This window comes from Streptomyces sp. NPDC055243 (assembly GCF_044544025.1).
GTDB lineage: Bacteria > Actinomycetota > Actinomycetes > Streptomycetales > Streptomycetaceae > Streptomyces.
Map to the genome: position 1 here is coordinate 223,033 of NZ_JBITWR010000006.1, position 24,112 is coordinate 247,144.

The window sequence follows — 24,112 nt, forward strand, 5'->3', positions numbered from 1 at the left end:
GCGGCGGCGCAACCGGCGGACGTACGGTCGGCGTCCGTACATCAGTACGCTGATGCGGAAGTGTCGGGAGGGAAACTGGTGAGCAGTGGTCGAATACGGCGGAGCCTCGCGCTCGGCGCCGCCGTCCTTGCGGCTGCCGTCCTGCTCGGTGTCGCGGGCGCCGGCGCGGCGCAGGCCCAGGCTTCGGCCGGACGCTGCGCCGGGCACAAGGTGCGCACGCTCTCCTTCAGCACGGGCAAGGTCGTCATCTACAAGAAGCGCAGCTATGTCTGCGCCGTCACGATCGCCAAGCGCCCCGGCGCCCGCAAGACGATGTCGGTCAGCGTCCAGGCCCGGGGCAACCGCCCGGCCAGGGACAAGGGCCGCTACACGCATCGCGCGGGCCCGGTGACGGTGCACGTGGGGCATCGGTGCGTGTGGGTGAAGGGGATGGTCGGCGGGGGGAGCGTCAGCTCGGGCTGGATCCTGTGCTGACCGTGCGTGCCGACTCAGGGTGCTGACTTGTGGGTCCGACTTGTGGGTCCGGCTGAGGGCAATGCCCTCTTTGTTCCGTACTGCGGCCTGATGTGACGCAAGAGCCCCTAGTGGTGAGCGAGTTGCTCCGATAAGTTCCGGCGGACGCAACCGTGAACCACTCAGGGGAGAGTGCATGCGCAAGGCGCTCAGATGGCTGCTGTCGCTCGTGGTGCTCATAGGCATAGGCACCGCGGGCACAGTGAGTGCGGCAGGGGCGGCCACCGCCGCCAAGCCGCAGGCCACCGACATCAAGGACCGGCTCCTCGCGATACCGGGCATGAGCCTGATCGAGGAGAAGCCGTACACCGGCTACCGCTACTTCGTCCTCAACTACACCCAGCCGATCGACCACCGGCACCCCTCCAAGGGCACCTTCAAGCAGCGCCTGACGGTGCTGCACAAGGACACCGCCCGCCCCACGGCCTTCTTCACCAGCGGCTACGGCGTCTCGACGAACCCCAGCCGCAGCGAGCCGACGCGGATCATCGACGGCAATCAGGTCTCCATGGAGTACCGCTTCTTCACGCCGTCCCGCCCCGAGCCGGCCGACTGGTCCAAGCTCGACATCTGGCAGGCCGCGAGCGACCAGCACCGCATCTTCAAGGCACTGAAGCCGATGTACGACAAGAAGTGGGTGGCGACCGGCGGCTCGAAGGGCGGCATGACCGCCACGTACTACGAGCGCTTCTACCCGCGTGACATGGACGGCGTCGTCGCGTACGTCGCCCCGAACGACGTGGTGAACAAGGAGGACTCGCGCTACGACGAGTTCTTCGAGACGGTCGGCACCAAGGAGTGCCGCGCCAAGCTGGAGGCCGTGCAGCGCGAGGCGCTCGTGCGCCGCGAGCCGCTGGAGAAGAAGTACGCCGCGTTCGCCGAGGCGGGCGGCTACACCTTCAAGACGGTCGGCAACCTGGACAAGGCGTACGAGGCCGTCGTCCTCGACCTGGTGTGGGGCTTCTGGCAGTACCAGCCGGAGTCCGCATGCGCCGACGTGCCGGACGCCAAGTCCGCGTCCGACCAGGTGATCTTCGACTACGTGGACGCGGTGGGCGGCTGGACCTCCTACACGGACCAGGGCCTCACCCCGTACACGCCGTACTACTACCAGGCCGGTACGCAGCTGGGCTCGCCCGACATCAAGCAGCCCTGGCTCGGCGACCTGAGCCGCTACGGCTACCAGCCGCCGCGGAACTTCGTGCCGCGTGAGATCCCGATGAAGTTCCAGTCCGGTGCCATGAAGGACGTGGACCGCTGGGTGCGGCACAACTCGCACCGGATGCTGTACGTCTACGGCGAGAACGACCCGTGGGGTGCGGAGCCCTTCCGTCCCGCCAGGGGCGCGAAGCACGACTCGCACGTCTTCACCGCCCCGGGCGCCAACCACGGAGCGAACGTGGCGGGCCTCGTCCCGGCGGAGAAGGCGAAGGCCACGGAGCGGATCCAGGCGTGGGCCGGGGTCTCCACCTCGGCGTCCCCGAAGCCGCTGGCCCCGTACGACGCGAAGCTCGACCGCAAGGACGAGCGGAAGCAGATGACCCTGCGTCCGTAGGGTCGTTGCCGCACGGCCGGACGGGCCGCATCCTCGGCCCGTCCGGCGTTCGCACGCCGCACCGCTCACACCCGCACCGCACACCCCACCGGCTTACCGCCCTCCAGCGACACGTACAGCTGCGTGGCGGCAGGACACAGGGCCCGCTCCGAGACGGCCGACGTCACCCGGTACTCGGGGGCCTTCGCGCCGGACCCGTCGCACGCGGTCTCCCGCACCTCCCCCTGCCTCGCGCTGTAGACGCAGTCCCCGACGACGGTCCGGGGCCCGCCGCCGCCCCCGGGGTCACCGGGATGCGGCTCCTCCAGGTTCCGCATGCAGGCGTAGCCGCGCGGCACCTCGCCGTTCCCGTCCTCGTCGCCCGCGGGCCGGTTCTCGCTGATGTGGAGCACGAAGTCCGTGCGGACGGGGCACGCGGGGCCCTCCGCGACCCTGCCGTCGTAGCGGGCGATGACCCGCGCCGCCGCCCGCTCGCTCGTGCACGGCACCTCCGTGAAGGTCTCGCGCCCCCGCGAACTGCACTCGTCCACGGCGAGGAAGACGGCCCCGTAACCGGACGACACCGACGAGGACGGCTTCCGGTCCGAGGAATCCGATCCGGGGGACGAGGACTTCTGGCAGCCGGTCACGCCGAGGAGCACGGCAAAAAGCACGGCAAGGAGCACCCCCGCACACCTCAAGCCCGGCATGGCATGCATGGCAAACCCCCCGATATGTGCACCCAGCGTGACCCGCTCGGGCGGGCGCACGCCAGGTGCGTGGGGTGCTTTGGGTCAGGTGGAGGCGGTGTGCGGGTGGGGCGACGTACGGATCAGTACGTCAGGCCGTGGCCGACCGGGTACAGCACCTGCCCCGGATCGTCCGCCCGCTGCACCGGCACGGGCAGCTTCCCCCGCGGCTCGACGCGCCCCGCGATCACCCGGACCGCGGCGCGCAGTTCGACGTCCGTCCAGCAGTAGGCGGCAAGGGAAGCGCCCACGGACGGCAACCGCGCCACGTCGTACGGATTGCGGATGGCCACCGCGACGACCGGAACCCCCGTCGCCACCAGCGCCTGCACCAGGGCGATCTGCGCGCTCCCGGCCCCCACGTTGTACGTGCCCACCAGCACCGCGTCCTTGCCCGCGGCGGCCGCCACCGCCTCGGCGATCTTCGCGGCGGAGGGGGCCGTGCCCGTCGGAAGCACCGTCGGCGAGAAGCCGACGGCCGTCAGCTCGCGCCCGAGCACGGTCGTCGGCGGACCCGTCGTCCCCGACGGCGACGCCGGGTCCGCGCCCACGACGAGCACCTCCCCGTGCGTACGCCGCGACAGCGGAAGCAGCCCGTCCGTGTTGCTGAGCAGCGTCGTCGTCTCCTCGGCGATCCGGTCCGCGGCGGCGAGATGCGCGCGCGTGCCGACCGTGCGGTCGACGCCGCGCGAGGTGACGTACGGGTCGGAGAACAGGTCGAGCTTCGCCTTCAGGCGCAGGATTCGCAGGATCGACTCGTCGAGCCGCGCCTCCGTCAACTCCCCGCCGCGCACCGCCCGGAGCACCGCGTTCCAGGCGATCTCCGGCTTCGGCGGGTTCAGGAGCTGGTCGACGCCCGCCTTCAGGGCGAGCACCGGCACCCGGTCGTCGCCGTACTTCGTGCGGACGCCCTGCATGCCGAGCGAGTCGGTCACCACGACGCCGTCGTAGCCGAGTTCCTCGCGCAGGATGCCGGTGAGGATGGGGCGCGAGAGCGTGGCCGGGTCCTCGGCCGGGTCCAGGGCGGGGACCACGATGTGCGCGGTCATGATCGAGTCGATGCCGGCGGCCACCGCGGCCCGGAACGGCGGCGCGTCCAGGGTCTCCCACTGCTCGCGGGTGTGGTGGATGTAGGGCAGGTGGGAGTGGCTGTCGTCCTTGGTGTCGCCGTGCCCGGGGAAGTGCTTGGACGTCGAGGCGATGTCCTCGCCCTGGTAGCCCTTGACCTGGGCGGCGACCAGTTCGGCGACCGCTTCGGGGTCCGAGCCGAAGGAGCGGACGGCGATGACGGGGTTGGCCGGATTGACGTTCACGTCGGCCACCGGGGCGTAGTTCTGCCGGATGCCGAGCGCGCGCAGCTCGGCGCCCGCGATCCGGGCCGCCTTGCGAGCGGTGGAGCGCGAGCCCGCGGCTCCCAGGGCCATCGCGCCGGGCAGGAGCGTGGCGGGCTTGCCGACGCGGGCCACGGCGCCGTGCTCCTGGTCGGTGGAGATGAGCAGCGGGATGCGGGCGGTGGGGGACTGCTCGGGGGCGTCCGGGGTGAGGGCCGCGCGCTGGATGCCGTTCGAGAGGGCGGCGATCTGGTGCGGGGCGCGGGTGTTGTGGGCCCAGCCGAAGTAGATGATGCCGCCGAGGTGGTACTTGGCGACCGCTTCCGCGGCGGTGCGGACGCCCAGTTCCTTGAGGTTGGCGTCGATGTCCGCCTGGTCGGGCTCGGTGGCGGAGTGGCCGTACACATGCATCACGAAGAGCTGGCCGACCTTCTCCTCGAGGCTCATGCGGGAGATGATCTCCCGCAGCTTCCGGTCGCGCCCGCGGTCGCCGCTGCCCGCGGCATGGGCGGCGGACGGCGCGGCGAGGGCCGTCGCAGCGACGGCCGTGGCGGTGAGCAGGGTGCGTCTGGAGGCGTTGCGGTGGGACATGTGCGCTCCTTCGGGGACGGAGGCCGGACCGGGAGCCGGGCTGGGGAAACCGGCTGAAGGAAACTTTCCGAGAGTCACGGATATCCCGAAGATTTCTGCCGGTCAAGGGAGTCGGCAGCCACTGTGGAGGAGAGGGGCCGTCACCGGCGCTGTTGGAGGGGGGCGCACCGGTGACGGCATGCTGCCGGCCGCGGGCGGCGGAGAGGGTGGTCAGCGTTCGCAGCCAGCAGCGATGCCGACACCGCCTCGCGGAGACTCACCCGGCAGCTGCCAGTTGGACGGTGGGGCGTGCGCGTGGGTTCCCGGCAGAGGGCCATTTTCGGAAAGTGGTACGAGTGGGGGAACTGAGGTTCAGGGAACGGCGATTCGCGCGGCCTCGGGCACCGCGTAGGGCCCCGCGTCGGGCCGCGCGCCGTCCCACTGCTCCTGCAGGGTGCGGACCGTCTCGGCGATCGCGGGGCGCCGCGACGCCCCGGCCCGCCACAGTGCGTACAGCCGCCGCACCGGCAGCGGGTCGAGCCCCACCGTGACCGCGCCGTCGGGGATCGGGCCGCGGCCCAGGCGGGGGATGAGCGCGATGCCGAGCCGGGCCGCGACCAGGGCGACGAGGGTGGGGTTCTCCTCCGCCGTGTGCGCGATGTCCGGCTCGCAGCCCGCCTCGCGCAGGGTGCGCACCAGCCACTCGTGGCAGACGAGCCCCGGCGGCTGGGTGATCCACCGCTCGCCCTTCAGCTCCTCGCGGCGCACGGAGACGCGCCCCGCGAGTCGGTGTCCCGCGGGCACCACGAGGTCGCAGTAGTCGTCGCCGATGACGGCCTGTTCGACGCCGGGCGGCGTGGGCAGCGGCGCGATGTCCCAGTCGTGCACGACCGCCATGTCCACCGCGCCCTTGGCCACCAGGTCCACGGAGAGATGCGGGTCGATCTCCGACATCCGGGCGTCGAGCGCGGGGTGCCGCGCGGCGAGATCCGCGAGGGCGCCGGGGAGCAGACCGCGCGCCGCCGATGCGAACGCGGCGATGGTCAGGCGCCCCGCGGGCAGCCCGCGCCGCTCCTCGAGCTCGGTCTCCGCGCGCTCCACGATCGCCATCAACTCCTGCGCCGTGGCGGCGAGATGACGCGCCTCCTCGGTGAGCGCGACGCCCCTGCCCTGCCGCTCCAGGAGGGTGGTGCGGGTCTCGCGCTCCAGCTTGGCTATCTGCTGGGAGACGGCGGAGGGGGTGTAGCCGAGCGCGGTGGCGGCGGCGCCGACGGTGCCGTGCACGGAGACGGCGTGCAGGGCGCGGAGCCGAGCGAGATCGAGCACGGGAAGCCCTCCCCATTGGTCGGCGACGCCCTGCGGGCCCCGCCTGATCCGTAAGCGTTGCTACATCCCATCATGCAGAGATCCGCGCTGGTCCTACATGGTCGCGGCGGGTGATCCTCGACGCATGCGACCCGCTCATGTCCTCCTCGCTCTCCTCGTCACCGCCGTGTGGGGCGTCAATTTCGTCGTCATCGAGGTGGGCCTCGACCACTTCCCGCCGCTGCTCTTCTCCGCCCTGCGCTTCCTGGTGGCGGCGCTGCCCGCGGTGTTCTTCGTGGGGCCGCCGAAGGTCGCCTGGAAGTGGATCGTGGGGGTCGGACTCGTCCTGGGGGTCGCCAAGTTCGGCCTGCTGTTCATCGGCATGGACGCGGGGATGCCGGCGGGAACGTCCTCCCTCGTCCTCCAGATCCAGGCGGTGTTCACGGCCCTGTTCGCCTTCGTGGCCCTCGGTGAACGCCCCGGCGGCGTACGCCTGGCGGGGATGCTCATCGCGCTCGCGGGCATCGGCGTCGCGGCGGTCGACGAGGGGGAGGCCGGCCCGCTCACGGCCTTCGTGCTGCTGATCGGCGCCGCGGCCTGCTGGGGCGCGTCGAACGTCCTGACCCGCAAGGCGTCCCCGCCCGACTCCCTGAACTTCATGGTGTGGGTGAGCACGGTCCCGGTCCTGCCGCTGCTCGGGCTCTCGCTGCTCTTCGAGGGCCCGACGGCGGACCTCGCCGCCCTGCGCTCGCTGGACTGGCAGGGCGTGGGCATCATCGTCTACGTCGCGTGGATCACGACGGTCTTCGGCTTCGGCGCCTGGGGGTATCTGCTGCGCCGCCACCCCGCCTCGACCGTGGCGCCCTTCTCGCTCCTGGTCCCGGTGTTCGGGATGTCCGCCGCCGGTCTCGTCCTGGGCGAGTCGGTGAGCCCGCTCGGCTGGTGCGCGGCGGCGCTCCTGGTGGGCGGTGTGGGCCTGACGTCCCTGGCGGGGGCCGGGCGCGGCGGCTCCGGCGGGGTCAGGCGGGGCGGTTCAGGAGCCGTGACAGGAAGTCCCGTCCCGGGCCGAGGAGTTCGGGCAGCGGCGTCGCGTCCTCGTACCACCGCGCCTCGTACTCCCAGCACAGCCAGCCGTCCCGGTGCTCCCCGCTGAGCAGCGCGTCCACGCACGCGGCGAGCGGCAGGACGCCGTCACCGAGCGCCAGCGGTGTCGTGTCGTCGGCCGACGCGATGTCCTTCACCTGTACGTAGCCGAGGTACGGGGAGAGCGCCGCGTGGCTCTCCGCGGGGGACTCGCCGCCGAGCCAGGTGTGCATCACGTCCCACAGGGCGCCCGCGTGCCGGTGGCCGACCGCGCCGAGCACGCGGGTGGCCGCGGCGCCCGTGCGGTGCGAGTCGTGGGTCTCCAGGAGGATGCGTACGCCGAAGTCCGCGGCGATCTCGGCCGCGGTGCCGAGCCGCCGGGCCGCCGTCGCGTCGGCCTCGTCGGCGCTCTGCTCGGTGCCGCCGCCGGGGAAGACGCGGATGAAGGGGGCGCCCAGGTCGCGGGCGAGGGTGAGCAGGGAACGTATGTCGTCGAGGACGGGCCCGTCGTCGCCGGGCGCCGCCACGCGCGCGTACCCGGAGACCCCGAGGATCTCGATGCCCGCGGTCTTGAACTGGGCGGCGACGTCCGCCCGTTCGGTGAGGCCGATCCCCGGGTGGACCGGCTCCTCGGGATGCGCGCGCAGCTCGATGCCGTGGTAGCCGTGGGTGGTGGCGAGGTCCAGCACGTCGGCGACGGGGAGTCCGGGGACGCCGAGGGTGGAGAAGGCGAGTTTCATGACGCAGACCCTAGGTGCAGTTGCCAGTCCTGCCCCAGCAGGTCGACGCCGAACGAGCGGTGCGGCTTCTCGTCGACGAGGACGAAGCCGTGCCGCTGGTAGATGGTGCGGGCGGCGCCGAGGATGTCGTTGGTCCACAGGACCATCTCGCGATATCCGACACCGCGCGCGAACTCGACGCAGGCGCCGACCAGTTGATCCCCGATGCCGTGCCCCCGCGCGTCCGGCTCGACGAGCAGGAGCCGCAGCCGGGCGGTCCCCGGAGCGTCGTCGCGCACGCACATCACACACCCCACGGGCCGCCCGTCGAGCTCGGCGATCCATACCCGCTCCAGGTGCGGATCGTGATCCGCGGCGAAATCGGCGACGATGCGGGCGACGAGGCCTTCGTAGTCGATGTTGAACCCGAACTCGGCCGCGTACAGGGCGGCGTTGCGCTGCACGATCCACCCCAGATCACCGGGACCGGGCTCGCGGAGGAGAGGCCGCGAGGCGACCGCCCCGCCCTTCCGGTTGCTCAAGATCTCCCGCACGGTGCGCATCGCGGTGGCCAGGCGGGGTCGCTCGGCGGCGGGGACGTCCGAGAGCAGCGACCCGACGGCCTCGGTGGACCGCTCGTCCAGCAGCCCGGCGGTCTCCCGCCCCCGCGGGGTGAGCGTGATGCGCTGACGCCGCGGATCACGCTCGGACGGCGCGCGCTCGACGATCCCGGCCTTCTCCAGCTTGCCGAGCAGACGGCTCAAGTACCCCGCGTCCAGACAGAGTTCGGAGCGCAGATCGGCCGCGTCGAGATGGCTGGCGTGATTGAGCTCGTACAGGACCCGGGCCTCGGTGAGGGTGTACGGGACGTAGAGCTGACGGCTGTAGTCGAGGGCGCCGATGAGGTTGGTGTAGAAGCGGTTGAAGGCGCGGATCTCTTGGATGGGCGTATCGGAGGCGTGCGGCATCACGGATCACTCCAGGGGGCATCGAGGCGAATCACCCTTGACTGAGTCAACGGTACGCCGGGCCGTCCATGACCGCCATGCCCTGTCGCGCGGGATGCGCGGGCTCAGTCCAGGTCCCCGGCCTTGGGGAAGCCGTCGGTCGTGATGGTGATGTCGCGCCCTTGGAGAGGCAGGGTCAGATCCTGGCCGAAGGGGATCTTGGCCGCGTCCTCGTAGTTCCCGGTCCTGGTCGGGCCGCGGTGGACGGTGCAGACGCCGTCCTCGGGATCGATGACCACGTAGAGCGGGATGCCGCATTCCGCGTAGAGGTGGAACTTTTTGGCGAAGTCGTTGTCCCGGCTGCTCCGCGAGACGACCTCAAGGACCGCCTCCAGGCTGTGCCACTCGTAGCGGCCACGGCTGTTGCGTTCTGCTCCGGGGGCGACGATCGCCAGGGCAGGTGCGTACCCGTACTGACTGGACGGAAAGTCGATCATGACGTCCGAGAGGATGTCACCGTGTGCGGCGAGCTGCTGCTCGATCTGGGGAGCCGCCCTCAGGATGACTTTCCACTGGTACTCACCTTGCGGCGTCATGATGATCTTCCCCTCCGTGATCTCGACGCGGTAGCCGCGGGGAAGGTTGACGCCGTCCAGTACGTCCCAGGCGCTGGGTGCATCCATGACCATGACTGCCATATGAGCCTCCTTTTCCCGAGGATGTCAACGACATCGAGGCCTCACCGACACGGCGGCGCCGTCGACCCCCGGACCATCAGTTCCGCGCCGATCGTCGCCACGCCGCCGGGGGGTGCCTCCTCCGCGCCCGTGGCCAGGCGGCCCGCGCGGGCGCCCGCCTCGTACAGCGGTAGGCGTACGGTCGTCAGGGCGGGGACCGCGTCCACCGAGAACGGCAGGTCGTCGAAGCCCGCCACCGAGATGTCCTCGGGGATGCGCAGGCCGCGCTCGCGCAGGGCGGCGGACGCGCCCAGGGCGACCGTGTCGTTGGCGGCCACGATGGCGGTCAGGTCCGGGGCGCGGCGCAGGAGTTCGAGGGTTGCCTCGTAGCCGGACCGGCGGGTGTAGGGGCCGTGCACGGTCAGTTCGTCCTGGTCGCCGTTGCCCGCGTTGCCCGCGCCGGACGCCGCGAGCGCGTCCCGGTGGCCTTCGAGCCGGTGCCGGGTCGTCGTGCGCTCCATCGGCCCCGCCACGTACCCGATCCTGCGGTGCCCGAGCGTCAGCAGATGCTCCGTGAGCCGCCGACCGCCGTTGCGGTTGTCGAAGGTGAGCGTGGCCACCGCCGCGTCCGAGTCCTCCAGCGGGGGCCGCCCGCAGAGCACGATCCGGGTTCCCGCGTCCGCGAGCCGGGCCAGTTTCGCGGACATCGCGGCGGCGTGCGCGGGGTCCTCCAGGGCGCCGCCGGTCAGGACGACCGCGGCGGCGCGCTGGCGCTGGAGCAGGGTCAGATAGGTGAGCTCGCGCTCCGGGGAGCCGCCCGTGTTGCAGACCACGGCCATCCGCTCGCCCCCGGCGCGCCCGCCGGGGCCGCCGATCTCGGACTGGACGGCGCCCGCCATGATCCCGAAGAAGGGGTCGGCGATGTCGTTCACCAGGATGCCGACCAGATCGGACGTGGCCGCGGCGAGCGAGCTCGCGGGCCCGTTGAGGACGTAGTCGAGGTCGTCCACGGCCCGCAGGACGCGCTCCCGGGTGGCCGCCGCCACGGGGTAGTTGCCGTTCAGCACGCGGGAGACGGTGGCGGGGGAGACCTGGGCGCGTGCCGCCACGTCCGCCAGGGTCACGGTCATCTCGTCGTCCTCCGGTCACGGCTCTGGTCCGAAACCCTTGTCCGAACCTTGTGCGGCAGGCTAGCTTCTTCTTGGATAGAAAGCGCTTGCTATACGCTTACCTGCGTACGGAGGGACCCCTGTGACTCGCAAGACGGTGCGCATCGCCATGAACGGTGTGACGGGACGGATGGGCTACCGCCAGCACCTCGTCCGCTCGCTCCTCGCCCTGCGCGAGCAGGGCGGACTGCCCCTGGGCGACGCCGACGGCACGGTGCTGTGGCCCGAGCCGGTCCTGGTGGGCCGCAGAGAGCGCGCACTGCGCGAGATCGCGGAGCGCCACGGACTTGACGCCGGATCGAGCGTCTCGACCGACCTGGACGCGGTCCTCGCCGACCCCACCATCGACATCTACTTCGACGCGCAGGTCACGTCCGCGCGCGAGGAGGCCATCAAGAAGGCCATCGCGGCGGGCAAGCACATCTATACGGAGAAGCCGTCCGCCACCGGCCTCGCCGGAGCCCTGGAACTGGCCCGCCTCGCCCAGGCCGCCGGCATCAAGCACGGCGTGGTCCAGGACAAGCTCTTTCTACCGGGACTGCTCAAGCTCAAGCGCCTCATCGACGGCGGCTTCTTCGGCCAGATCCTGTCCGTCCGGGGCGAGTTCGGCTACTGGGTCTTCGAGGGAGACTGGCAGAGCGCCCAGCGCCCCTCCTGGAACTACCGCTCGGAGGACGGCGGCGGCATCGTCGTCGACATGTTCCCGCACTGGGAGTACGTCCTGCACGAGCTGTTCGGCCGCGTACGCAGCGTCCAGGCGCTTGCCGCGACGCACGTACCGCAGCGCTGGGACGAGCAGGACAAGCCCTACGACGCGACGGCGGACGACGCCGCGTACGGCATCTTCGAGCTGGAGGGCGGCGCGATCGCCCAGATCAACTCCTCCTGGACGGTCCGCGTGAACCGCGACGAGCTGGTCGAGTTCCAGGTGGACGGCACGGAGGGCTCGGCGGTGGCAGGACTGCGCAACTGCCGCGTACAGCACCGCAGTTCCACCCCCAAGCCGGTCTGGAACCCGGACCTGCCCGTCACCCACTCCTTCCGGGACCAGTGGCAGGAGATCCCCGACAACCAGGAGTTCGACAACGGCTTCAAGGCGCAGTGGGAGCTGTTCCTGCGGCACGTGTACGCGGACGCGCCCTACCACTGGGACCTGCACGCGGGCGCGCGCGGCGTGCAGCTCGCGGAGCTGGGCCTGAAGTCCTCGGCGGAGGGCCGCCGCATCGAGGTTCCGGAGATCGCCCAGTGACGCTCAAGCTGCCGTGCGAGGACGGAACGACGCGCACGTACGAACCCCGGGAGAACCCGGCCCAGCCGGCGCCCGGGAGCTCCCCCCTCACCTCCCGCACGGTCTTCTCGGCGGCGCACGTGGTGGCGGACCCCCGCGCCGACGTCTCCCCGGACTCACCGGCGGCCGTCGACTGGGACGCGACCCTCGCCTTCCGCCGCCACCTGTGGGCGCAGGGCCTGGGCGTGGCCGAGGCGATGGACACGGCGCAACGCGGGATGGGCCTGGACTGGAAGGGCGCGGCGGAACTGATCACGCGCTCGGCGGCGGAGGCGAAGTCGGTGGGCGGCGCGATCGCCTGCGGCGCGGGGACGGACCAACTCCCCGGCCCGGCCGACCTGTTGACGGTCAGATCGGCGTACGAGGAACAGCTGACCCTGGTCGAGTCGACCGGCGCACAGGTGATCCTGATGGCGTCCAGGGCGCTCGCCGCGGCGGCGAAGGGCCCGGACGACTACCTGGAGACGTACGGCCACCTCCTGCGCCAGGCGAGCGAGCCGGTGATCCTGCACTGGCTCGGCCCGATGTTCGACCCGGCGCTCACCGGCTACTGGGGGAGCGCGGACCTGGACGCGGCGACCGACACCTTCCTGGAGGTCATCGCCGCGCACCCGGACAAGGTCGACGGCATCAAGATCTCCCTCCTGGACCCGGGCCGCGAGATCGCCCTGCGCCGCCGCCTGCCGGACGGCGTCCGCTGCTACACGGGCGACGACTTCAACTACCCCGAGCTGATCGCGGGCGACGACCAGGGCTTCAGCCACGCCCTGCTCGGCATCTTCGACCCGCTGGCTCCGCTGGCGGCGCAGGCGGTGCGCCGCCTCGACACGGGGGACACGGAGGCGTTCCGCGCCTGCCTCGACCCCACGGTCGAACTGTCCCGCCACCTCTTCCAGCCGCCCACCCGCTTCTACAAGACGGGCGTGGTGTTCCTGGCCTGGCTGGCGGGCCACCAGACCCACTTCACGATGGTGGGCGGCCTTCAGTCGGCGCGTTCGCTGCCGCACTTGGCGCGCGCGTACGAACTGGCGGACGGCCTGGGCCTGTTCCCGGACCCGCGCCTGGCGGAGTCCCGCATGAAAACTCTTCTCACCCTGTACGGAGTGCGGCAATGAGCGAGGGCGAGGGCTTGGCACGCTTCTCCATCAACCAGATGACGGTGAAGCAACTGTCGCTGCCGGAACTGGCGGCGTCCTGCACGGACTTGGGCATCCCCGGGGTGGGCCTGTGGCGAGAGCCGGTCCAGTCCTACGGGCTGGAGGCGACCGCCAAGCTGATGCGGGACGCGGGCCTGACGGTCACGACCCTGTGCCGGGGAGGCTTCCTGACGGCGATCGACCCGCACGCGCGCGTGCGGGCGATCGACGACAACAAGGCGGCGATCGACGAGGCGGCGACGCTGGGTACGGACACGCTGGTGCTGGTCTCGGGCGGGTTGCCCGAGGGCAGCAAGGATCTGCGGGGCGCGCGCTCGCGCATCGCCGAGGCGCTGGCCGAGCTCGCTCCCTACGCGGCAGCGCGGGGGATCCGCCTGGCCATCGAACCCCTCCATCCCATGTTCGCGTCGGACCGCTGCGTGGTCTCCACGCTGGCCCAGGCCCTCGACCTGGCGGAGGGCTTTCCGGCGGCGGAGGTCGGGGTGTGCGTGGACACGTACCACGTGTGGTGGGACGACCAGGCGCCCGCGCAGATTGCCCGCGCGGGGCGGGGTGGACGCCTGCACGCGTTCCAACTGGCCGACTGGATCACGCCGTTGCCGCAGGGCGTACTGAACGGGCGTGGGCAGCTGGGCGACGGCGCGATCGACCTGCGGTCGTGGCGGTCCTTGGTCGAGGAGGCGGGCTACGGGGGCCCCATCGAGGTCGAACTCTTCAACGAGGAGCTGTGGTCGAGGGACGGCCGACAACTCCTGTCGGAAACCTCAACAAAGTACCTGCACCACGCTTGCTAGCCGGGGGGCTCCGCAGCCCTCCTTCCCCACCCACCCACCCGAATCCCCGCATCCAACTTTGAACGAACAAGCCTCCCCACCCACCCGCCCGAAACCCCGCATCCGCCCTCGAACGAACGAGCCTTCCCGCCCACCCGCCCGTTGACCCGCAGTCGGGAGCGCTCGGGAGGGGGCGGGCCGGTTTGTCCGCCCGGAGCACGGTTCGCGGCGCTCCGGGGCCGAAGTGCCAAGGCGGCCACCGGACGATAGCGAGGACGGACATACCGGCGCGGCCCCGCCCCTAAGGCGGCGCGGCCCCGCTCCGGTGCCCCCCGGCAGGGCTACTTCTTCTTGGCGCCCAGGACTTGGGCCAGCAAGTCCCCCAGGCCGCCGCCCCCGGAACGCCCCGCCCCCGCCGCCGGCTTCGACGACGTCCGGGCCCGCTTCGTCAGTACCGTCAACAGCACCGGGATCAGCAGTTCGATCACGCGGGTCACCGAAGCCGCCGGCAGGCCCGTCTTCTTCGCCACCGCATTCGCCACCGGCCGACTCATCTTCGCCAGCACCCCGGACAGCATTCCGCCCGCCGCGAGCCCTCCGAAGCCCCCGAACCCGGCGATCCCCTGCGGAGGCGACGCCTCGGCGAGGGCCTGTTCGACCTCCTCCGCCTCCGCGGGGTCCGCCGCCTTCTCCCGCAGGTTGCCCGAAAGCGCGGTCACCGTGGTGCCCACCACGTCCTGCGCCCCGGCCGCATCCGTACCGAGCAGCCCCGCGATCTCCTGGAGCTTGTCGTCGCCGAGTTCGTCCAGGACGTCCTTCTCCAGTGAAGTGCCGGGCGTGGTTTCGGGGGATTCATCGCTCATGGGGGAAACGCTACTTCCGCCCAACTTCGTCGGCACCCCGAAGGCACCCCGAAGGCACCCCGAAGGCACCCCGAAGGCACCCCGAAGGCACCCCGAAGGCACCCCGAAGGCACCCCGAAGGCACCCCCAAGGCATCCCGAAGGCATCCCGAGAACACCCTGAAAGAAAGAAGCCTTGCCCGTGCAACCCTTTCCGCCCGACGCGGGTCGTACTTTGCGTCGGGACTCCCGTAGGGGGGATCTGGGGGGATCGCGGGGTACCGACAGGGGAGGGGAGACCCGAGGGGCCCGGCCGAAAAGCCGGGCCCTTCGAAGCTTTCCAGCCACCCCGCTGCCCCCACTCCCACACCCCCACACCCCCGGGGGAGTTATCCACAGGCTTCCCACGCTGTCAGTGCCGGGCGATAACGTCGGCTCATGTCAAGCCCAGCGACAGCAAGCGGCGCGGTGGTCGAAGGGGTCCTGGAGCGGATCACCTACGCCAACGAGGAGAACGGGTACACGGTCGCCCGTGTGGACACCGGCCGCGGCGCAGGCGACCTCCTCACCGTCGTCGGCGCACTGCTGGGCGCCCAAGTGGGAGAGTCCCTCCGCATGGAGGGCCGCTGGGCCTCCCACGCCCAGTACGGCAAGCAGTTCACGGTGGAGAACTACACCACCATCCTCCCCGCCACCATCCAAGGCATCCGCCGCTACCTCGGCTCCGGCCTCATCAAGGGCATCGGCCCCGTCATGGCCGACCGCATCACCACCCACTTCGGCGTGGACACCCTCGACATCATCGAGCAGCAGCCGGGGCGCCTCGTCGAAGTCCCCGGCCTCGGCCCCAAACGCACCAAGATGATCGCCGCGGCCTGGGAGGAACAGAAGGCCATCAAGGAGGTGATGGTCTTCCTGCAGGGCGTGGGCGTCTCCACCTCCATCGCCGTCCGCATCTACAAGAAGTACGCGGACGCCTCCATCTCCGTGGTGAAGAACGAGCCCTACCGCCTCGCCGCCGACGTCTGGGGCATCGGATTCCTCACCGCGGACCGCATCGCCCAGTCCGTCGGCATCCCCCACGACAGCCCCGAACGCGTCAAGGCAGGCCTCCAGTACGCACTCTCCCAGTCCACCGACCAGGGCAACTGCTACCTCCCCGAGGAGCGCCTCATCGCGGACGCGGTGAAGCTGCTCCAGGTGGACACGGGCCTGGTCATCGACTGCCTGGCGGAGCTCGCCAAGGAGGAGGAAGGCGTCGTACGCGAGAGGGTTCCCGGCCCCGAGGGCGAAGAGGACGTGACCGCCGTCTACCTCGTCCCCTTCCACCGCGCGGAACTCTCCCTCTCCGCCCAGCTCCTGCGCCTCCTGAAGACCCCGGACGACCGCCTGCCCGCCTTCCGGGACGTGGCCTGGGACAAGGCCCTGTCCTGGCTCGCCACCCGGACGGGCGCCGACCTCGCCCCCGAGCAGGAGGCGGCCGTCAGGCTCGCCCTGACGCAGAAGGTCGCCGTCCTCACCGGCGGCCCCGGCTGCGGCAAGTCCTTCACGGTCCGCTCCATCGTGGAGCTGGCCCGCGCCAAGAAGGCCAAGGTCGTCCTCGCCGCCCCCACGGGCCGCGCCGCCAAACGCCTCGCCGAGCTGACCGGCGCCGAAGCCTCCACGGTCCACCGCCTCCTGGAGCTCAAGCCGGGAGGCGACGCGGCGTACGACAAGGACAGGCCGCTCGACGCCGACCTCGTCGTGGTCGACGAGGCGTCGATGCTGGACCTGCTCCTGGCCAACAAGCTGGTGAAGGCCGTCGCCCCCGGCGCCCACCTCCTGTTCGTCGGGGACGTGGACCAGCTGCCGAGCGTCGGCGCCGGCGAGGTCCTGCGCGACATGCTCAGCGAGCGGAGCCCCGTCCCGGCGGTCCGGCTCACGCACATCTTCCGCCAGGCCAAGCAGTCCGGCGTCGTCACGAACGCCCACCGCATCAACTCCGGAGTGCCGCCCATCACCCAGGGGCTCTCGGACTTCTTCCTCTTCGTGGAGGACGAGACCGAGGACGCGGGCCGGGTCACGGTGGACGTGGCCGCCCATCGCATCCCGGCCAAGTTCGGCCTCGACCCCCGCCGCGACGTCCAGGTGCTCGCCCCCATGCACCGCGGCCCCGCGGGCGCGGGCAACCTGAACGGCCTGCTCCAGCAGGCCATCACCCCCAGCAGGCCGGACGTACCGGAGAAGCGCTTCGGCGGCCGCGTCTTCCGCGTCGGCGACAAGGTCACCCAGATCCGCAACAACTACGAGAAGGGGCAGAACGGCGTCTTCAATGGCACCGTCGGAGTAGTCACCTCGCTCGACTCCGACGAGCAGCGGCTCACGGTCCTTACGGACGAGGACGAGGAGATTGGGTACGACTTCGACGAACTGGACGAACTGGCTCATGCGTACGCGGTCACCATCCACCGCTCCCAGGGCAGCGAGTATCCGGCGGTGGTGATCCCGGTGACCACGGGCGCGTGGATGATGCTGCAACGGAATCTGCTCTATACGGCGGTCACCCGCGCCAAGAAGCTGGTCGTCCTGGTCGGTTCGCGCAAGGCTCTGGGGCAAGCGGTGCGCACGGTCTCCGCGGGCAGACGCTGTACGGCCCTGGATTTCCGGCTCGCCGGAGGCCGTGGCTCCACTCCATGAACCGCCCCCGGATCCGCCCCCGGATCCACCCCCGGAAATTTTGATCGATCAAACGAGTAGGAAAGGTCACACACCACTTCCGCAACCGGGGCACAGGGGGGCAGGATGAGTAGGTTGGCGGCACTGAGTGCCGCCATTAGGCCCAATGGTCGACCCCGAGTGCACTCTCCAGGGCCAAATGGGGGATGGTAGAGACAGTCAGGGCACCTCGAAGAAGAGGCACAACGTCGGTGAGGGATGACGTGAGCGACAACTCTGTAGTACTGCGGTACGGCGATGGCGAGTACACCTACCCGGTGATCGATTCGACCGTCGGCGACAAGGGCTTCGACATCGGGAAGCTCCGCGCCCAAACCGGTCTGGTGACCCTGGACAGCGGCTATGGCAACACCGCCGCGTATAAATCCGCCATCACCTACCTCGACGGCGAGCAGGGCATCCTGCGCTATCGCGGTTACCCGATCGAGCAGCTGGCCGAGCGCTCCACCTTCACCGAGGTGGCGTACCTGCTGATCAATGGCGAACTGCCGAAGGTCGACGAGCTCGCCAGCTTCAAGAACGAGATCACGCAGCACACGCTGCTGCACGAGGACGTCAAGCGGTTCTACGACGGCTTCCCGCGTGACGCCCACCCGATGGCGATGCTGTCGTCCGTGGTCAGCGCGCTGTCGACGTTCTACCAGGACAGCCACAACCCGTTCGACGAGGAGCAGCGCGACCTCTCGACGATCCGCCTGCTCGCCAAGCTTCCGACGATCGCGGCGTACGCATACAAGAAGTCCGTGGGCCACCCGGTCGTCTACCCGCGCAACGACCTCGGCTACGTCGAGAACTTCCTGCGCATGACCTTCTCGGTGCCGGCCGCCGAGTACGACCTCGACCCGGTCGTCGTCTCCGCGCTGGACAAGCTCCTGATCCTGCACGCGGACCACGAGCAGAACTGTTCGACCTCCACCGTGCGCCTGGTGGGCTCGTCGCAGGCGAACATGTTCGCCTCGATCTCCGCCGGCATCTCGGCCCTCTGGGGCCCGCTGCACGGTGGCGCCAACCAGTCCGTCCTGGAGATGCTCGAGGGCATCAAGCAGGACGGCGGCGACGTCGACAACTTCATCCGCAAGGTGAAGAACAAGGAAGACGGCGTGAAGCTCATGGGCTTCGGGCACCGCGTCTACAAGAACTTCGACCCCCGGGCGAAGATCATCAAGGCGGCGGCGCACGACGTCCTCTCGGCTCTCGGCAAGGACGACGAGCTGCTGGACATCGCGCTCAAGCTCGAAGAGCACGCGCTGGCCGACGACTACTTCGTCGAGCGCAAGCTCTACCCGAACGTGGACTTCTACACGGGCCTCATCTACCGCGCGATGGGCTTCCCGACCGAGATGTTCACCGTGCTGTTCGCGCTCGGCCGGCTGCCCGGCTGGATCGCGCAGTGGCACGAGATGATCAAGGAGCCGGGATCGCGCATCGGGCGCCCGCGCCAGATCTACACGGGCGAGGTTCTCCGGGACTTCATCCCGGTCGAGGGTCGCTGACCTTCGCACCACCCAAGCGAAAAGCGCCCCGCCGCCGATCCCCCCACGGGTCGACGGTCGGGGCGCTTTCCTGTTTCCCGGTGCGGATTCCCCCCACGGGATCCGGCCGGGCGTCTGTGGTGGCAGCGCGCCAGTCGTACTGCGATCTGCCGGGACGCGTACGTACAGGAGGGCCGCTCAAGCTCCCCGGTGCACGTGTCCCGGCCAACGCATTCCTAGGAACATCCCCCAAGATGTCCCCGATGTCTAGAGACGTCCCCCAAGACGTCCCTGGCATCGTCCTCTTAGACTCGCGAGCCCCCCGAATGGTTACGTTGGGATCGCTGTGATCTGCGTCTCCTGCATATGTCCTGTACATGCGCAAGAGGCCCGAAATGCCGATCGGGACTCAGGCGTGAGAATGCTGCAACCACGATGTGAAGAGACTATGTGAAGTTTCTGAGTCGGAGGCTGTTGGTCACGACAAAGACCGAAGAAAATGCCATCGCGGCGCCGGCGATCATCGGATTCAGGAGCCCGGCCGCCGCCAGCGGCAGCGCGGCCACGTTGTAGCCGAAGGCCCAGAAGAGGTTTCCCTTGATCGTGGCGAGAGTCCTGCGGGAGAGCCTGATCGCGTCGGCGGCCCCGCGCAAGTCCCCGCGCACCAGCGTCAGATCGCTCGCCTCGATGGCCGCGTCCGTGCCCGTGCCCATCGCCAGGCCCAGATCGGCGGTGGCGAGCGCGGCGGCGTCGTTGACCCCGTCCCCGACCATCGCGACGACCTTGCCCTCGCTCCGCAACCGCCGTACGACATCGACCTTGTCCTCGGGCAGGACGTCGGCGTACACGGAGTCCGCGTCGATGCCGACGGCCCGCGCCACCGCCCGCGCGACGGCCTGGTTGTCCCCGGTGAGCAGCACCGGCGCAAGGCCCAGGGCGCGCAGCTCGCGCACGGCTTCGGCGCTGGTGTCCTTCACGGCGTCGGCGACGGTGAGGACGCCGCGTGCCTCGCCGTCCCAGGCGACCAGGACGGCCGTACGTCCCGCCGCCTCGGCCTCCGCCTTGAGCGCGGTCACCGAGGTGAGCCCCTCGACCCCCGCGTCCGCGAGCAACCGCTCACGGCCCACGAGCACACGGTGTCCTTCCACCGTGCCGCGCACGCCGGACCCCGCGACGTTCTCGAACCCCTCCACGGCGGGCAGAGCGCCCACGGGAAGCCCCAACTCGGCGGCGGCGCCCGCCGCGACGGCCCGCGCCACCGGATGCTCGGAGGCGTGCTCCAGGGCGCCCGCGAGCCGCAGCAGCTGCTTCTCCTCGGTCTCCCCGGCGGCGTACACGTCCCGCAGCGTCATGCGTCCCGTCGTCACCGTCCCGGTCTTGTCCAGGACGACGGTGTCCACCCGGCGGGTGGATTCGAGGACTTCGGGGCCCTTGATGAGGATGCCGAGCTGCGCGCCGCGCCCCGTGCCGACCATCAGGGCGGTCGGCGTCGCCAGGCCGAGTGCGCACGGGCAGGCGATGATCAGGACGGCGACGGCCGCCGTGAAGGCCGCGGTCACGTCGCCGGTGGCGCCGAGCCAGCCGCCGAGCGTGGCGGTGGCGATCATCAGGACGACCGGCACGAAGATCCCGGCGATCCGGTCGGCCAGACGCTGCACCTCGGCCTTGCCGGTCTGCGCGTCCTCGACGAGCCTGGCGATCCTGGCCAGTTGGGTGTCCGAGCCGACGCGCGTGGCCTCGACGACGAGCCGCCCCGAGACGTTCGTGGTCGCCCCGGTCACCGCGTCGCCCGCGGCCACGTCCACCGGGACGGACTCGCCGGTCAGCATCGAGACGTCGAGCGCGGAGGAGCCCTCGACGACGGTGCCGTCGGTCGCGACGGTCTCCCCGGGACGTACGACGAAACGGTCGCCGACGGCGAGACGCGCGACCGGGACCCGGACCTCCGCGCCGTCCCGCAGCACGGCCGCGTCCTTGGCGCCCAGTTCGAGCAGGGCGCGCAGGGCCGCGCCCGCCTTCCGCTTCGAGCGGGCCTCCAGCCAGCGGCCGAGCAGGATGAACGTGATGACGCCCGCGGCGACTTCGAGATAGAGGGTGGAGGATGCGTCGGCGCGCGACACCGTGAACGCGAAGCCGTGCCGCATCCCCGGCATCCCCGCGTCCCCCAGGAACAGCGCCCACAGGGACCAGCCGAACGCGGCGAGCGTGCCCACCGACACCAGCGTGTCCATGGTGGCCGCGCCGTGCCGCAGGTTCGTGAAGGCCGCCCTGTGGAAGGGGAACCCGCCCCAGACGACGACGGGCGCGGCCAGGGTCAGCGAGAGCCACTGCCAGTTGTCGAACTGGAGCGCGGGGATCATCGCGAGCAGGACGACGGGCAGCGAGAGCACCGCCGAGCCGATCAGGCGCTGACGCAGGGTGTCGGGCTCGGTGATGTCGGCGGTGGTCGTCGGTGCCTGCGGCTCGGGGGGAGCCGGGACGATCTCCTGAGCGGTGTAGCCGAGCTTCTCGACCGTCGCGATCAGCTGCCCGACCTCGACCCCGTCCGCGTACGAGACCTTCGCCTTCTCCGTGGCGAGGTTGACCGACGCGGTCACGCCCTCCACGCGGTTCAGCTTCTTCTCGATGCGGGCGGAGCAGGAGGCGCAGGTCATTCCGCCGACGGCGAGTTCGACTTCGTTCATGGCTCTTTCGTACGTCCGGTATGAAGCGGCAGCGGGCCCTGTGACGGTGTCACAGGGCCCGGGGTACCCGGCAAGCGGCAGGTCAGGCCTTGCTGACACCGGCGAGTTCGTAACCCGCCTCGTCGACCGCGGCGCGGACCGCGGCCTCCTCGAGCGGGGCGTCGGAGACCACGGTCACCTGGCCGGTGGCGGCGACGGCCTTGACGGAGCTGACGCCCGCGATCTCCGAGATCTCGCTGGAGACGGCGCCCTCGCAGTGGCCACAGGTCATGCCGGTCACCTCGTACACGGTCGTCACGGCGCCCTGCGCGGTCTCGGCGGCGCCGTCGGAGTGGCAGGAACCGCTGGGGGAGCAGCAGGAGCCGGAGGTCTCGGCCTGCGGGAGCTCGGTCTGGGCGCTCATGTCGTTCTCCTCGGTGAGGGTGCGGCGTGTGTGCGTGCGTACTTATGCGTCGTAATGTGCAGGAGTGGTCCCGGCGTTCCCGCCCGACCCCCTGACACTCATCACAGTATACCCCTAGGGGGTACACCTCAACGGGGTGGCCACCGCGGCGGGCGAGGATGGTGTCCCACCGGGGCGGTCAGTCCGTGCGCCCGCGGTTGCGCGGCCTCGCGGCGACCCAGGCGCGGATGGTGTCCGCGTACCAGTAGGGCTTCCCGGACTCCACGTGGTCGGGTTCGGGAAGCAGGCCGTGCTTGCGGTAGGAGCGCACGGTGTCCGGCTGCACCCGGATGTGTGCGGCGATGTCCTTGTACGACCAGAGCCTTCGGTCGGTCATCAGTGGCACCTCCCTGCGCGCGCCGCAGGGGCGACTCGGGGGGAGCCGTCGGGGGAGCTGCGGTACGACGCTGGCGATCACTCAGCCTGTGCCCGTTGAACGACGCGGAGTGAGCGCAGGGGGGCGGCTGTCGACCGGCTGTGACGGAAGACCCGCGTAGGCGGGACATGTGTGACAGGAAGAGGTTGTTTGTGACGGTTGTGATGCATCCGAGGGGCGCGGGGGCGCGGCGCGCGGCGGGCGCATGGATGCGGAGCGTGGGCGGGGAGGCATGAGCGAGGTGGACCGGGCCCTTCGCCAAGCTCTTGAGGAGCAGGGGATACCCCAACCGCCGGGCCCGGTCCACCGACTCCCCCTCACCCCCCCCCGGTGCCGTGACGGCAACGAAGGTTCCCCCGCGCCGGATGGCTCGAAGGCGACAGCGTGCCGTCGGTGGGGCGTGCCGGTATGGGAGAAACGCGCAACGCGCGGCCGACGGCGATGGGGGATCGCGGCCTCAGGCCAGGACCAGGCTCGTCGGCTCGTCCGCGAGCCGGTCGGCCGACGGCGGGCCGCCGCTCGGGGTCACGAGCGTGCGCCGGAACCGCCGTGAACTCGCGCGGCGTGCAGCCCGTCATGGCCCTGAACTCGCCGCTCGGATACGCCTGGTCGTAGAAACCGCAGACCGCGGCCGTCTCCGCCTGGGTGCGCCCCGCGCCCGCACCGTCCGGTCGCAGGACGGCGGCCCGGCCCCGGTCCAGCGCGCGAAGACGTCGTCCAGGAGGGCGAAACGCTCGCGCCACGCGGGCAGCGCGCCCAGCGCGGCGGCGAGTTCGGCGACGCTGCCCCAGCCGGACTAGGCGCCGCAGGAGCGCAGATACGAGCGGGTGCGGCGGGCGATGGGCAGCGGCTTGTCCGGCGGGCACGGGTACATGTCCTGCTCGACGATGGCGAACAGGTCGACGCCCAGCTTCTGGGCCGCCGCGAGGATCGGCTCGATGGCGGGCACCCCGGTCGGCGGCTCGCACATCACACCGCGGGCCACGGCGGGCCCGAACGGCATTTCGTTCGCGTGCACTTCGGCGAGGACGGCCGGGTCGACCTGCTTGAGGTGCAGATAGCCGATGCGTTCGCCGTACGTCTCGATGAGCTGGACGCTGTCGCCGCCGCAGTAGGCGTAGTGGCCCGTGTCCAGGCAGAGCGAGACCAGGTCGGAGTCGGTCGCGTCCAGGAAGCGGGTGACGTTCTTCTCGTCGTCGATGTGCGTGTCGGCATGCGGATGGACGACCACGCGCAGGCCGTACCGCTCGCGCACCTCGTACGCCAACCGCTCGGTCTGGACCGTGAGCTGACGCCACTGCTCCGGGGTGAGCGTGCGGTCCTCCAGGACCTCACCGGTCTTGTCGTCGCGCCAGAAGGACGGGATGACGACGAGGTGCTCGGCGCCCATCGCCTGGGCGAGTGAGGCGTTGTCGGCCACATGGGCCCACGTCTTGTCCCATACGGAGGGTCCGTGGTGCAGGCCCGTGAAGACCGTTCCGGCCGACACCTTCAGCCCGCGCTTGAGGGTCTCGGCGGTGAGCACCGCCGGATCACTGGGCAGATAGCCGTACGGACCGAGCTCGATCCACTCGTATCCGGAGTCCGCCACCTCGTCCAGGAAGCGGCTCCAGGGGACCTGGCCCGGGTCCTCGGGGAACCACACGCCCCACGAGTCGGGTGCCGAGCCGATCCGGATGCGTGACAGCGTCGTCATGCCCGCCAGCTTTCAGGGCGCCGCGGAACGGTGTCAAGGAGTGGTCCGAATGTAAGGACAATGTGTTGACA

At 70.7% G+C, this 24,112-nt stretch carries 19 protein-coding genes and 1 pseudogene; 8 read left to right on the forward strand and 12 right to left on the reverse strand.

Going from position 1 to position 24,112, the window contains the following annotated elements:
- Positions 1 to 78 precede the first annotated feature (78 nt).
- Together ACIGXX_RS19645 and ACIGXX_RS19650 are read left to right on the forward strand one after the other, a co-directional pair.
- Complete coding sequence (locus ACIGXX_RS19645; RefSeq protein ID WP_399977192.1) at positions 79 to 474, forward strand: hypothetical protein; 396 nt, start codon at positions 79 to 81, stop codon at positions 472 to 474.
- A gap of 175 nt (positions 475 to 649) precedes the next feature.
- A complete protein-coding gene (locus ACIGXX_RS19650; protein ID WP_399977195.1) occupies positions 650 to 2,068 on the forward strand; it encodes a S28 family serine protease in 1,419 nt (472 codons plus the stop codon).
- Positions 2,069 to 2,133: 65 nt separating this feature from the next.
- Here the strand turns inward: ACIGXX_RS19650 and ACIGXX_RS19655 are convergent, their stop codons facing one another.
- The 3 genes from ACIGXX_RS19655 to ACIGXX_RS19665 all read right to left on the reverse strand — a co-directional run bounded on the left by ACIGXX_RS19655 (position 2,134) and on the right by ACIGXX_RS19665 (position 6,023).
- Positions 2,134 to 2,766 (reverse strand): hypothetical protein, encoded by a 633-nt coding sequence (locus tag ACIGXX_RS19655; RefSeq protein WP_351164621.1) that lies wholly within the window; start codon positions 2,764 to 2,766, stop codon positions 2,134 to 2,136.
- Between the two features lie 113 nt (positions 2,767 to 2,879).
- A complete protein-coding gene (locus tag ACIGXX_RS19660; RefSeq protein WP_399977199.1) occupies positions 2,880 to 4,718 on the reverse strand; it encodes a glycoside hydrolase family 3 protein in 1,839 nt (612 codons plus the stop codon).
- A 351-nt stretch (positions 4,719 to 5,069) separates the two neighbouring features.
- Complete coding sequence (locus tag ACIGXX_RS19665) at positions 5,070 to 6,023, reverse strand: LysR family transcriptional regulator (RefSeq protein ID WP_351164619.1); 954 nt, start codon at positions 6,021 to 6,023, stop codon at positions 5,070 to 5,072.
- Between the two features lie 124 nt (positions 6,024 to 6,147).
- Between ACIGXX_RS19665 and ACIGXX_RS19670 the strand changes: the two genes are divergently transcribed.
- The gene (locus ACIGXX_RS19670; protein WP_399977204.1) at positions 6,148 to 7,155 is read left to right on the forward strand and encodes an EamA family transporter; all 1,008 of its coding nucleotides are present in this window, start codon (positions 6,148 to 6,150) and stop codon (positions 7,153 to 7,155) included.
- Here the strand turns inward: ACIGXX_RS19670 and ACIGXX_RS19675 are convergent.
- The 4 genes and pseudogenes from ACIGXX_RS19675 to ACIGXX_RS19690 all read right to left on the reverse strand — a co-directional run.
- Positions 7,109 to 7,825: pseudogene (locus tag ACIGXX_RS19675) on the reverse strand (sugar phosphate isomerase/epimerase family protein); the annotation flags it as partial. The gene ACIGXX_RS19670 and the pseudogene ACIGXX_RS19675 overlap by 47 nt on opposite strands.
- Entirely contained in the window at positions 7,822 to 8,772 is a 951-nt protein-coding gene (locus ACIGXX_RS19680; protein WP_399977207.1) for a GNAT family N-acetyltransferase, read from the reverse strand. The pseudogene ACIGXX_RS19675 and the gene ACIGXX_RS19680, both read right to left, overlap by 4 nt.
- Positions 8,773 to 8,876: 104 nt before the next feature.
- Positions 8,877 to 9,449: a Uma2 family endonuclease gene (locus tag ACIGXX_RS19685; RefSeq protein WP_399977211.1), complete on the reverse strand. Its 573-nt coding sequence runs from the start codon at positions 9,447 to 9,449 to the stop codon at positions 8,877 to 8,879.
- A 41-nt stretch (positions 9,450 to 9,490) separates the two neighbouring features.
- The gene (locus ACIGXX_RS19690; protein WP_351164614.1) at positions 9,491 to 10,558 is read right to left on the reverse strand and encodes a LacI family DNA-binding transcriptional regulator; all 1,068 of its coding nucleotides are present in this window, start codon (positions 10,556 to 10,558) and stop codon (positions 9,491 to 9,493) included.
- A gap of 121 nt (positions 10,559 to 10,679) precedes the next feature.
- Here ACIGXX_RS19690 and ACIGXX_RS19695 point away from each other — a divergent pair, with 121 nt between their 5' ends.
- Genes ACIGXX_RS19695 through ACIGXX_RS19705 form a run of 3 tightly spaced genes read left to right on the forward strand, consistent with a single transcriptional unit; the run spans position 10,680 to position 13,836 of the window.
- The gene (locus tag ACIGXX_RS19695; RefSeq protein WP_351164613.1) at positions 10,680 to 11,846 is read left to right on the forward strand and encodes a Gfo/Idh/MocA family oxidoreductase; all 1,167 of its coding nucleotides are present in this window, start codon (positions 10,680 to 10,682) and stop codon (positions 11,844 to 11,846) included.
- On the forward strand, positions 11,843 to 13,000 hold the full coding sequence (locus tag ACIGXX_RS19700) for a dihydrodipicolinate synthase family protein (protein WP_399977216.1): 1,158 nt from the start codon (positions 11,843 to 11,845) through the stop codon (positions 12,998 to 13,000). Before ACIGXX_RS19695 ends, ACIGXX_RS19700 begins: the two co-directional genes overlap by 4 nt.
- Positions 12,997 to 13,836 carry a sugar phosphate isomerase/epimerase family protein gene (locus tag ACIGXX_RS19705; RefSeq protein WP_399977219.1) on the forward strand — a complete coding sequence of 280 codons (840 nt, stop codon included), beginning with the start codon at positions 12,997 to 12,999 and terminating at the stop codon, positions 13,834 to 13,836. The genes ACIGXX_RS19700 and ACIGXX_RS19705 overlap by 4 nt, the downstream gene beginning before the upstream one ends.
- 320 nt (positions 13,837 to 14,156) lie before the next feature.
- Here the strand turns inward: ACIGXX_RS19705 and ACIGXX_RS19710 are convergent, their stop codons facing one another.
- Positions 14,157 to 14,678, reverse strand: a complete 522-nt coding sequence (locus tag ACIGXX_RS19710; RefSeq protein ID WP_399977222.1) for a DUF937 domain-containing protein — start codon at positions 14,676 to 14,678, stop codon at positions 14,157 to 14,159.
- A gap of 416 nt (positions 14,679 to 15,094) precedes the next feature.
- Between ACIGXX_RS19710 and ACIGXX_RS19715 the strand changes: the two genes are divergently transcribed.
- Positions 15,095 to 17,332 carry an ATP-dependent RecD-like DNA helicase gene (locus tag ACIGXX_RS19715; protein WP_399977225.1) on the forward strand — a complete coding sequence of 746 codons (2,238 nt, stop codon included), beginning with the start codon at positions 15,095 to 15,097 and terminating at the stop codon, positions 17,330 to 17,332.
- Between the two features lie 185 nt (positions 17,333 to 17,517).
- Positions 17,518 to 18,864, forward strand: a complete 1,347-nt coding sequence (locus tag ACIGXX_RS19720; protein WP_351164607.1) for a citrate synthase — start codon at positions 17,518 to 17,520, stop codon at positions 18,862 to 18,864.
- Between the two features lie 425 nt (positions 18,865 to 19,289).
- Here ACIGXX_RS19720 and ACIGXX_RS19725 read toward each other — a convergent pair whose 3' ends face one another.
- The 4 genes from ACIGXX_RS19725 to ACIGXX_RS19740 form a co-directional block, all read right to left on the reverse strand.
- Entirely contained in the window at positions 19,290 to 21,527 is a 2,238-nt protein-coding gene (locus ACIGXX_RS19725; protein ID WP_399977229.1) for a heavy metal translocating P-type ATPase, read from the reverse strand.
- A gap of 82 nt (positions 21,528 to 21,609) precedes the next feature.
- The gene (locus ACIGXX_RS19730; RefSeq protein ID WP_399977232.1) at positions 21,610 to 21,930 is read right to left on the reverse strand and encodes a heavy-metal-associated domain-containing protein; all 321 of its coding nucleotides are present in this window, start codon (positions 21,928 to 21,930) and stop codon (positions 21,610 to 21,612) included.
- Positions 21,931 to 22,108: 178 nt separating this feature from the next.
- On the reverse strand, positions 22,109 to 22,306 hold the full coding sequence (locus ACIGXX_RS19735; protein ID WP_351164604.1) for a MarR family transcriptional regulator: 198 nt from the start codon (positions 22,304 to 22,306) through the stop codon (positions 22,109 to 22,111).
- An 835-nt stretch (positions 22,307 to 23,141) separates the two neighbouring features.
- The gene (locus ACIGXX_RS19740) at positions 23,142 to 24,041 is read right to left on the reverse strand and encodes a sugar phosphate isomerase/epimerase family protein (RefSeq protein ID WP_399977236.1); all 900 of its coding nucleotides are present in this window, start codon (positions 24,039 to 24,041) and stop codon (positions 23,142 to 23,144) included.
- Positions 24,042 to 24,112 lie beyond the last annotated feature (71 nt).

What these genes read in the sequence shown, in the direction of transcription:
- ACIGXX_RS19650 (WP_399977195.1), top strand. Translation starts at nt 650, where the DNA reads ATGCGCAAGGCGCTCAGATGGCTGCTGTCGCTCGTGGTGCTCATAGGC.
- ACIGXX_RS19655 (WP_351164621.1), bottom strand. Translation starts at nt 2,766, where the DNA reads ATGCATGCCATGCCGGGCTTGAGGTGTGCGGGGGTGCTCCTTGCCGTG.
- ACIGXX_RS19660 (WP_399977199.1), bottom strand. Translation starts at nt 4,718, where the DNA reads ATGTCCCACCGCAACGCCTCCAGACGCACCCTGCTCACCGCCACGGCC.
- ACIGXX_RS19670 (WP_399977204.1), top strand. Translation starts at nt 6,148, where the DNA reads ATGCGACCCGCTCATGTCCTCCTCGCTCTCCTCGTCACCGCCGTGTGG.
- ACIGXX_RS19680 (WP_399977207.1), bottom strand. Translation starts at nt 8,772, where the DNA reads ATGCCGCACGCCTCCGATACGCCCATCCAAGAGATCCGCGCCTTCAAC.
- ACIGXX_RS19685 (WP_399977211.1), bottom strand. Translation starts at nt 9,449, where the DNA reads ATGGCAGTCATGGTCATGGATGCACCCAGCGCCTGGGACGTACTGGAC.
- ACIGXX_RS19690 (WP_351164614.1), bottom strand. Translation starts at nt 10,558, where the DNA reads ATGACCGTGACCCTGGCGGACGTGGCGGCACGCGCCCAGGTCTCCCCC.
- ACIGXX_RS19705 (WP_399977219.1), top strand. Translation starts at nt 12,997, where the DNA reads ATGAGCGAGGGCGAGGGCTTGGCACGCTTCTCCATCAACCAGATGACG.
- ACIGXX_RS19710 (WP_399977222.1), bottom strand. Translation starts at nt 14,678, where the DNA reads ATGAGCGATGAATCCCCCGAAACCACGCCCGGCACTTCACTGGAGAAG.
- ACIGXX_RS19715 (WP_399977225.1), top strand. Translation starts at nt 15,095, where the DNA reads ATGTCAAGCCCAGCGACAGCAAGCGGCGCGGTGGTCGAAGGGGTCCTG.
- ACIGXX_RS19720 (WP_351164607.1), top strand. Translation starts at nt 17,518, where the DNA reads ATGGTAGAGACAGTCAGGGCACCTCGAAGAAGAGGCACAACGTCGGTG.
- ACIGXX_RS19725 (WP_399977229.1), bottom strand. Translation starts at nt 21,527, where the DNA reads ATGAACGAAGTCGAACTCGCCGTCGGCGGAATGACCTGCGCCTCCTGC.
- ACIGXX_RS19730 (WP_399977232.1), bottom strand. Translation starts at nt 21,930, where the DNA reads ATGAGCGCCCAGACCGAGCTCCCGCAGGCCGAGACCTCCGGCTCCTGC.
- ACIGXX_RS19735 (WP_351164604.1), bottom strand. Translation starts at nt 22,306, where the DNA reads ATGACCGACCGAAGGCTCTGGTCGTACAAGGACATCGCCGCACACATC.
- ACIGXX_RS19740 (WP_399977236.1), bottom strand. Translation starts at nt 24,041, where the DNA reads ATGACGACGCTGTCACGCATCCGGATCGGCTCGGCACCCGACTCGTGG.